The organism is Undibacterium sp. GrIS 1.2, from assembly GCF_040544435.1.
Classification (GTDB): Bacteria; Pseudomonadota; Gammaproteobacteria; order Burkholderiales; family Burkholderiaceae_D; genus Undibacterium.
In genome coordinates this window covers 1-8,134 of record NZ_JBEONP010000095.1, presented here as the reverse complement: position 1 = coordinate 8,134, position 8,134 = coordinate 1, and the positions used below count along the sequence as shown (strand labels likewise).

Here is an 8,134-nt window from a genome sequence, read left to right as displayed (position 1 = left end):
ATTCTTACGACAGCAACTTAAAAATCCGAGTATTACTATGCGTCTTGCATAAACCCGTTTTATTACAAAATTACGCTTTTTGCGTAAGTCCTAAACTTAACTGGTACACTTTTGGCGCGCTACTTGGTACATCTTTACTCCGCGATTGACAGAACAGCCTGATCGCCGACAGCGGCCTGGAAATCACGTTGCGCCAATCGAAATATTTGAACAATCTTGTGGAACAAGACCACCGAGCCATCAAGCGCCGAACGCGACCCATGCTGGGATTCAAAAAATTTCATTGTGCCACCAAACTCATCGCCGGCATTGAAACGATGCACATGATTAAAAAGGGACAGCTCAATTGTCCCGATGGTTAAGTTACATCTGCTGCAGATCAATTCTACTCTTTAGCTTTCTGATTTTTCCGCTACCTCGCTGCTTCAGCTAAACTTTAGTTCCTTATCGCGACAGAACCCGAACGACGCTGGTAGCAGGAATCCCCTTCCTTTCTGTGTGAGCAGCAGCCGCGCGGCTGAGGTGCGGGAGAACATCAATTATAGAATCAAATTAACACTGGCGACAACAACGCAGCTGAATTATTCGCTGCTCGGTTGACCTCTGTCGACACGCACCAAGCCTGCATCTGACTAGCATCATAGGGTTTGATTAAAGGCATCAGCTCAGATGTAGGCAAAGTATCCGGTGTCAGCCACAAGTCCCAATCCTCCCTCGCTAAAATCACTGGCATCCGGTCGTGGATGGGTTCCATCATAGCGTTGGAACCAACCGTGAGAATTGCACAGGTCTCTAAAAAAGAACCTGTCTCACCATCAGGTAATTTACTGGTCTCCCAGATCCCTGCTAATGCCATTGGTGACTTATCTTTGAATGAAATATAAAAAGGTTGTTTTGTTTTTTGTCCTGGTATCACTTTCCATTCATAGAAACCAGAGATTGGAACAATACAGCGACGGAGGTGGAATGCCTGCTTGAACATCGGTTTTTCAGCCGCTGTCTCGCCACGTGCGTTATTCATCATGGCCAGCTTACTTGCGTCCGTGATCCAGGGCGGCACCAATCCCCAGCGCATCAATGAACCGAGTCGACCATCTTTGCACTCCCTCACCACCATGATCTTGGTGCCAGGCGCAATGTTATAACGGGCTAAAAAGTCTGGCATTGCCGATACGTCGATCCATTCTTCCAACACTGGCTTTGGGTGTGCTAAAGCAAATCGTCCACACATTTATTTTGACCCTCTCTTATTTTGACGCGCCACACCATTGACCTTAATTATACTGTATATTTAATCAGTATAAAAGTCGCAGGTAAATCCACTAATAAACCCTCTAGCAAACTCATTTGCTTGTAAGAACATAGGCAACACTTGCATCATGAACACCGTTATTTCCTTTAATCGCGCCATAGATCCACCATTAGCGACACTCCATCAGACACCGCTGGCCGCTGCTAGCAATCCAGAGTTAGCCGGTGTCCCTTTATTCGTACAGAAGGTCCCAGCCGGGTTCCCATCACCTGCCGATGACTACGTAGAAGAGACCTTGGATCTCAACACCTACATGATCCGGCATAAAGCCTCGACCTTTGTCTTTACTGTACAAGGGGACTCCATGATTGGTGCCGGCATCTTCGATGGTGACAAGGTTGTCGTAGACCGTGCTATCGATCCTCGTCATGGTCATATCGTGATTGCCGTGATCAATAACGACTATACGGTCAAAAAGCTCTTCAAATGGCGTGGTGTGATAGAACTGCGCGCAGAGAACCCTGCGTACCAACCAATTCGCTTTAGTGACACGGACGAGCTTCAAATTTGGGGAATCGTGATTGGCGTCTTACGGCGCTTCAAGGTGTAAAGAGACTAGTGCCATGAACGATCTCCCAGCTCAACCACCTGCAACAAATCAGCTCAGCGCCAGTAAGCAACTATTTGCCTTAGTCGACTGCAATAACTTCTATGTGTCTTGTGAGCGCGTATTTAATCCACGGCTTGCCAATCGACCTGTGGTCGTACTTTCCAACAATGACGGCTGTGCTGTCGCACGCTCTAATGAAGTCAAAGCCCTCGGCGTTAAAATGGGAATGCCTTGGTTCATGATGAAAGACCTGGCAAAGGAACACGACATCATTGCCTTATCCTCGAACTACACGCTCTATGGTGACATGTCTAACCGGGTCGCCAGTATTTTGCGCGATTACAGCCCTGATGTTGAAGTGTATTCGATTGACGAATCCTTTCTCAGTCTCAACGGTATGCAAGGACTCTGGCAATCATCGATGGTTATGGGGCAACATATCCGCCTTCGCGTCGCCCAATGGACTGGTTTGCCAGTCTGCGTTGGTATTGCCTCCTCCAAGACACTCGCCAAACTCGCCAACCACGTCGCCAAGAAATGGCCAGAATTTAATAGTGTCTGTGATTTCAATGCCATTCCTGAACCAGACTTAAGCGCCCTATTCGCGACCATCGCTGTAGGGGAGGTCTGGGGCGTCGGAGGACGACTCAGTGCGCGACTCCAAGAGATGAATATCAATACCGTACAAGAGCTGAGAGACGCCCCCATCAAATTATTACGCGCTCACTTTGGTGTAGTGATGGAACGCACGGTCAACGAACTCAGAGGACTCTCTTGCCTGGATATGGAAGATGTCGTCTCGCCAAAGAAACAGATCATCTCCTCACGCTCATTCGGCCAATTAGTTCTCACCATTGATGAACTCAACGAGGCCGCTGCCTCTTACATGACCCGCGCCGCAGAGAAGCTTCGTCGTCAACACTCCGTCTGTGCCGCAATTCATGTCGCGGTCAGAACCAACCCATTCCGCCAACGAGACAAGCAATACAATAATGGCATTGTCATTCCCTTACCTGATCCCACTGACGACACAAGAACCTTGATTGGTGCCGCCTTATTCGGCCTCGAACAAATCTACCGTCCTGGCTACTGGTACAAGAAAGTGGCTGTCATGCTGCTAGACCTATCCAATGCAGGACAAACGCAAGGCGCTTTGTTTGATCCACACGGCGAGCAAGCACAGCGCTCTAGTAAGCTCATGAAGACCATTGACATCCTCAACAGAGAACTAGGCGCTAATTCAGTGAACATTGCCTCGTGTGGCATGCAAAAACGTTGGAGTATGCGGGCCGAGAAGAAGTCGCCGAAATATACGACGAGATGGGATGAGACGCCTTTAGCTTTTGCGAGATAAGATAGATTAACTGCCTTGTATATTTACCGATGTGCAGTAACTCCTTGAAACTATCAGTGTCTTCGCTCCGATGAAAGTCAATTATGAATACAGGTGAAAATAAGCCAGCTATCAATTCTAGCGTTCCAAAGATCGTTGGTCGGCTCTGCATCGTATTGGTTACAGCGTGTCAGATGCAATCATCCTATGCGACAGACTCCGTTGCATCTGGAAAGGCACTTTTTGTAAGTTTGGCATGTGCGTCTTGTCACGCTGTTGGGCCTGGCGCAAGAGCTGGGTTTGGGCCACAACTAAATGGTATTTTTGGGCGAGTAGCGGGTAGCACGGTTGATTACCAGAGTCGATATTCAGCTGCAATCAAACAATCGGGTATCGTCTGGTCCGAACAGTCTTTGACGAAATTCATTAATTCACCCAGCGATCTAATTCCTGGTACAAAAATGAGATTTTGGGGTCTCAGCGATAAGAAGAAGGTCGATGATTTACTTGCTTATTTGCGTAGTTTTCCAGTTGATCCAAAGTAGATACTCATACAAAGCGCATGAGTTGAGGCAGCGATAAATATTAATTGTGATCTAAACCAGTCTCAAGGACCGGGCAATTCCAATTGCGATATTGATCCAGTTTTGTCACGTTATTCGAAAACTTTACGTATTTAGTTGGTGTAACATTTCCTTGCTCAACTGTTTTGATCAATAGTTGTATGCAACTGAGGCTATCCCGCCTGATCAATATTCGAGGAAATCACAAAATGAAGAAATTAATTACAGCAGCAGTGCTCACTTTTGCTTTCGTATCAGCTCAAGCAGCTGACATTGTTGATACCGCCGTGGCAGCAGGTTCTTTTAAAACATTGGTTACCGCCATCAAGGCCGCTGGACTAGTTGAGACATTAAAAGGTCCGGGCCCATTCACTGTTTTTGCACCGACTGACGAAGCATTCGCAAAAATTCCAAAAAATAAGCTCGATGCTCTTTTAAAGGATAAGGCTGCGTTGACTAAAGTACTCACTTATCATGTTGTAGCTGGTAAGGTAATGGCAGCGGATGTAAAGGCGGGTCCTGTCAAAACTGTCGAAGGTAGTTCGCTGATGGTGACGACTGCCGGGGGTAAGGTTAAAGTAGACAATGCAAACGTGGTGAAAACCGATATTGTGGCCGACAACGGTGTGATCCATGTCATTGACTCAGTGATTATGCCTAATTAATTTAGAAAAATTGTTTGAGTAAGAAAGATACTTACTTAACTAATCCCAAAAAGTTGGATACCAGTTTTTGGGGGTTTTCCGCATAAAAATATCCTGAGCAGGTTAAGCTCGAAGTTTGACCTATTTGACGAAAACACAGTAGGGATGCCACGTATCAGTGCGCACAAAGCATTATGATTTCCAATGGATATTCAGTCGCTTGAGACGCTCGCGGAGGGTGCTTTTGATGCGACCTTCACAGAAATCATCCGGATCAAACTCTATTAGATTCACTTATTGCGACATAAACGGTCAAACTCGCACCCCGCGAGGCAACGCCCACCGAAGCTAGTTTGGCGACCGCAGTGGGAAGTTTTGTATTTACCGACGGCGTCCGGCGCGCCGCGTCCTTTCAAAAAAATCGTCCGGCTTGGTTTGTACCCAACGAACGAATTTTTGGATTTCCGCTTGCTGTAGCAATGCTTCCGCGGTGTTGAAATCACGCGCTAGTTCGGTTTCGGTAAATAAGGCGTGAATATGACGATGGCAAATGCGGTGCATCGTTACCGTCAGCTTGCCACCTTTCATCTTCGGGATCAGGTGATGTGCGTCACGCTGCGCAGTAGGAATCGGCCTTGCGCAAAGCGGGCAGATAGGCGCACTGGATTCCATATGCCAGCCGGGTGGATCGACTTGTTTACGTTTCATGGCAGAATACGAATGGATATCGATGAATGATAGCTGCGATGGCAAACTGTTGCTGACCAGCAATCGACTCGTCATGTCGCAATAATTAGATCTGATAAATTAGTCTACGTTTTTGTCCACACCGTCAGACAGTAAGGCGGGCCTTTTTTGATCATCTGCAGGGTCGTAATGCAGCGCAAGGAATGCGGTCACAATAAAATCCTTGAGGCCGAATATGGATCGCACAATCCACCTCGTGGCAAGATGTTCTTGCTCAACGATATAATAAGATACTTGATCCAACATAGTTCGATATCAGCGCGGATGTCCGCCCTTACCCTATCGATCTCTGTGGTTTTGGCACCGCTCTTGTCAATGGTAATTTTCATCGGCAAACTATACAGTCCTATAGTCTGTTTGAAGAAGCGTCGCGCTGCAGGTAAATCACGACAAGCGTTGGAGGGTGAGCAGAAGATCGATGGTGGTGCTGTTGCGATCGACGGGATGCCAAAAAATACTGCAATTGACCAGTCACCTTACAATAGGCTTTGTCGAACTAACAACTAGCGCCAACTAGACGTTTGTATCTGCGAAAAACTTTGGCAAGCACGGCCGGAATGCTGATCGGTCAACGATGCACAGTGGGGAAACATCTTGATACATTCTTAGATACCTACATCTTTTTGGTTTCGTGACAGACATGCATCCCGTTTGCCGCTCAGAATCAGCCGCAATGCAATGATCGACAAAATGCTCACCAAGTGGAGTAGCAAATTTTGAGATAAACATTCTTCATAAAGAGCGACGATGAATTTCCTGCCCGGTACGTTCATGCAAAAGCCCACGGATACAACCAATCAGTAAATATAATCCGTAGAGACCACAGAGAGTCTGCAAACTCAGAATGCCTATCGCTAATAAACTCATGTTTATATCATTTTCCCTGAAAACACATTTGCTCACTAAAAGAATAGCGTAGGCGAAATTCAGCCATAGTCTAGGGCTATTTTTCTAGAACATACCCAATTAACTTCGAATTCAGCTTACTCGTCGTAGCTTAGCCTAATTCGGCTAACGCTCTACATCACCAGCACTGCCCCCCCTCCCTTCCCCTACAGTTTTTCTCATCGTCTTCTTTCTTAGTTCGCCCGTTGATATCTGCTTTCTCAATGAGATTTGCACTGTTGGGATAAGCATCCAATTCCGAAGCAGTTATTCAATTTTCTGCAATTTGACAAGACTCTTTTATATGGGATTCTAACGTTGTTGAGGTATCGATTTCAATGGGAAATCTTTGAAATGAATGACCTCAAAAGAACTAGCAGCCTCCATCTTTACATCGACCTGCCATCACTGTGCACTAGGCAATGAAGCCATGGTTGTGTTCAACGAGTTTAATTTAGGAGAAGAACCGTGCTGACATTAGCAAAACGTATTTTAGTATTTAGTTGGAAATTATTTTGTGCGATTTTTATTGGGGCATGGCAAGCATCAGAGGTCGCCCATGCGCGAGTTCAAGAGTCTGGATGGAAAGGCTTCTGGCGCTATACCCTTCGTGCCTATTTTTCACCTTTAGGGGGCGCGATAGAGGGCGTCAAGAAACAATGGAAACGAGGACTCTGAGATCTTGTTGTCCGTAATTCGACAGTTAACTAATGGAGTTAAACAATGCGCATAGTCAATGGCTGGATAGAGTTTGAAGAACAAGAGCAAGCGCTCTGGGAAACTTTACTTGAACGCAAACTCGGCGCAATAACGCCGGTCTTATTACGTGAATTGGGGGAAAGTCGTGTTAGGGAGCTCGTCGATGATGGCTACCTTATTTGGGCCAGAATGGCGGCGCAACACATAAATGATATACCTTGCTCTCATCTGCAATAATTCTTTTGGGTCTCATTTGCCGTCCTAGTTCCCGCAGGGGAATGTAGGACGTCAATCATTGGTACAACTACTATTTACTCGATAGTTTAATTAATAATCTCGTTCAAGTACTACACAGTTAGTGTCAGCCTCGGCATTAATGCTTTGACTTGCAATTTCAGATTTTCATCCCATCCCAGAGCTAAAAATAAGTGTTTTCATCGACACGGAATTCACCGACTTGCTGGAACCGATCCTAATCAGTATCTGCATAGTCACTGACACAGGTGAGGAATTTTACGTAGAAGTTCCCTACCCTGATGACAAGTGCACACCATTCGTTCGCGAAGCAGTATTGCCGCAATTGAGTCGGAATCCAGACTTCTATTGTGGTGTTCCAGACCTTAGTATAAAACTCTGGCAATGGTGTTGACGATGACCCTAAACTAAGCCACTTTTTAGAATAAATTTCATCCAAAACTGAGCCACGTGATTGAATTGCCTGCTTAACAAATGAGCAGGGAGACATGGAGTGATCACCGTGGGCATGTTAGCCAAAATAAGGCGGATGTATTTCCGCGACAAACTCTCGATACGAGAAATTGCGAGACGAACCAATTTGTCTCGCAATACCATCAGTAACTGGCTCAAAAAAGAAGCAATGCAAGAGCCGAGGTACCCTCCGCGACAAGTCAGCCGATTAATTGATCCTTTCACAGACCAATTACGGCAATGGTTAGAAACAGATAGCCATCGACCTAAACGTGATCGACGCACAGCCAAAGTGATGTTTGAAGCCATCAAAGCACAAGGTTTTAAAGGTAGCTATGTGCGAACGAGTGCGCATGTTCGTCAACTGCGACAGGTATTGGGGGATGCGCCGCAACGTAAAGCCTTTGTGCCATTGCGTTTTGCGCATGGCGAAGCATTTCAATTTGATTGGCGTTGTGAATACGCTTGGATTGGTGGTCTGCGTAAGCGTATCGAAGTGTCACATTGTAAATTAGCGAGCAGTCGTGCTTTTTGGATGATCGCTTATCCGATGCAAAGCCATGAAATGCTTTTTGATGCGCATACTCGCTCATTCCAAGGTAAGCGTCCGACGCAACCATCTAGCAATGATGAAATGAACGCGCCACACTCCTTCGTTTCAAAGTTAAGGAGAAGGCATGAGCCACGACCCAA

Annotated in this window: 10 protein-coding genes and 1 pseudogene; 8 read left to right on the top strand and 3 right to left on the bottom strand. The window is 46.3% G+C overall.

The window, feature by feature from the left end; all coding sequences use genetic code 11:
• Positions 1–182 precede the first annotated feature (182 nt).
• Positions 183–362 (top strand): annotated as a pseudogene (locus AAKU61_RS21525) (DDE-type integrase/transposase/recombinase); the annotation flags it as partial.
• Between the two features lie 185 nt (positions 363–547).
• On the opposite strand, the gene AAKU61_RS21520 reads toward AAKU61_RS21525, so the two are convergent.
• Positions 548–1,231 carry an SOS response-associated peptidase gene (locus AAKU61_RS21520; RefSeq protein ID WP_354335585.1) on the bottom strand — a complete coding sequence of 228 codons (684 nt, stop codon included), beginning with the start codon at positions 1,229–1,231 and terminating at the stop codon, positions 548–550.
• A gap of 148 nt (positions 1,232–1,379) precedes the next feature.
• On the opposite strand from AAKU61_RS21520, the gene AAKU61_RS21515 reads away from it, so the two are divergent.
• From AAKU61_RS21515 to AAKU61_RS21500, 4 genes are all read left to right on the top strand, one after another.
• Positions 1,380–1,862, top strand: a complete 483-nt coding sequence (locus tag AAKU61_RS21515) for a LexA family protein (RefSeq protein WP_354335583.1) — start codon at positions 1,380–1,382, stop codon at positions 1,860–1,862.
• A 13-nt stretch (positions 1,863–1,875) separates the two neighbouring features.
• A complete protein-coding gene (locus tag AAKU61_RS21510; RefSeq protein WP_354335581.1) occupies positions 1,876–3,216 on the top strand; it encodes a Y-family DNA polymerase in 1,341 nt (446 codons plus the stop codon).
• Positions 3,217–3,299: 83 nt separating this feature from the next.
• Positions 3,300–3,740: a c-type cytochrome gene (locus AAKU61_RS21505; RefSeq protein ID WP_354335579.1), complete on the top strand. Its 441-nt coding sequence runs from the start codon at positions 3,300–3,302 to the stop codon at positions 3,738–3,740.
• 227 nt (positions 3,741–3,967) lie between these two features.
• Entirely contained in the window at positions 3,968–4,423 is a 456-nt protein-coding gene (locus AAKU61_RS21500; protein ID WP_354335577.1) for a fasciclin domain-containing protein, read from the top strand.
• Between the two features lie 360 nt (positions 4,424–4,783).
• On the opposite strand, the gene AAKU61_RS21495 is transcribed toward AAKU61_RS21500, so the two are convergent.
• Positions 4,784–5,185 (bottom strand): HNH endonuclease, encoded by a 402-nt coding sequence (locus AAKU61_RS21495; protein WP_354335575.1) that lies wholly within the window; start codon positions 5,183–5,185, stop codon positions 4,784–4,786.
• Between the two features lie 24 nt (positions 5,186–5,209).
• The gene (locus tag AAKU61_RS21490) at positions 5,210–5,335 is read right to left on the bottom strand and encodes a hypothetical protein (protein WP_354335574.1); all 126 of its coding nucleotides are present in this window, start codon (positions 5,333–5,335) and stop codon (positions 5,210–5,212) included.
• Positions 5,336–6,502: 1,167 nt separating this feature from the next.
• Between AAKU61_RS21490 and AAKU61_RS21485 the strand changes: the two genes are divergently transcribed.
• The 3 genes from AAKU61_RS21485 to AAKU61_RS21475 all read left to right on the top strand — a co-directional run.
• Positions 6,503–6,712, top strand: coding sequence for a hypothetical protein (locus tag AAKU61_RS21485; protein ID WP_354335572.1), 210 nt, complete (start codon positions 6,503–6,505; stop codon positions 6,710–6,712).
• A gap of 45 nt (positions 6,713–6,757) precedes the next feature.
• Positions 6,758–6,970 carry a hypothetical protein gene (locus tag AAKU61_RS21480; RefSeq protein WP_322118930.1) on the top strand — a complete coding sequence of 71 codons (213 nt, stop codon included), beginning with the start codon at positions 6,758–6,760 and terminating at the stop codon, positions 6,968–6,970.
• 511 nt (positions 6,971–7,481) lie between these two features.
• Positions 7,482–8,134: IS21 family transposase (locus tag AAKU61_RS21475; protein WP_503012671.1), on the top strand; the 653-nt coding region annotated here is incomplete at its 3' end.

Excerpts from the sequence above, each read along its gene's own strand:
- AAKU61_RS21510 (WP_354335581.1), top strand. The coding sequence starts at position 1,876 with ATGAACGATCTCCCAGCTCAACCACCTGCAACAAATCAGCTCAGCGCC.
- AAKU61_RS21520 (WP_354335585.1), bottom strand. The coding sequence starts at position 1,231 with ATGTGTGGACGATTTGCTTTAGCACACCCAAAGCCAGTGTTGGAAGAA.
- AAKU61_RS21515 (WP_354335583.1), top strand. The coding sequence starts at position 1,380 with ATGAACACCGTTATTTCCTTTAATCGCGCCATAGATCCACCATTAGCG.
- AAKU61_RS21495 (WP_354335575.1), bottom strand. The coding sequence starts at position 5,185 with ATGACGAGTCGATTGCTGGTCAGCAACAGTTTGCCATCGCAGCTATCA.
- AAKU61_RS21480 (WP_322118930.1), top strand. The coding sequence starts at position 6,758 with ATGCGCATAGTCAATGGCTGGATAGAGTTTGAAGAACAAGAGCAAGCG.
- AAKU61_RS21500 (WP_354335577.1), top strand. The coding sequence starts at position 3,968 with ATGAAGAAATTAATTACAGCAGCAGTGCTCACTTTTGCTTTCGTATCA.
- AAKU61_RS21505 (WP_354335579.1), top strand. The coding sequence starts at position 3,300 with ATGAATACAGGTGAAAATAAGCCAGCTATCAATTCTAGCGTTCCAAAG.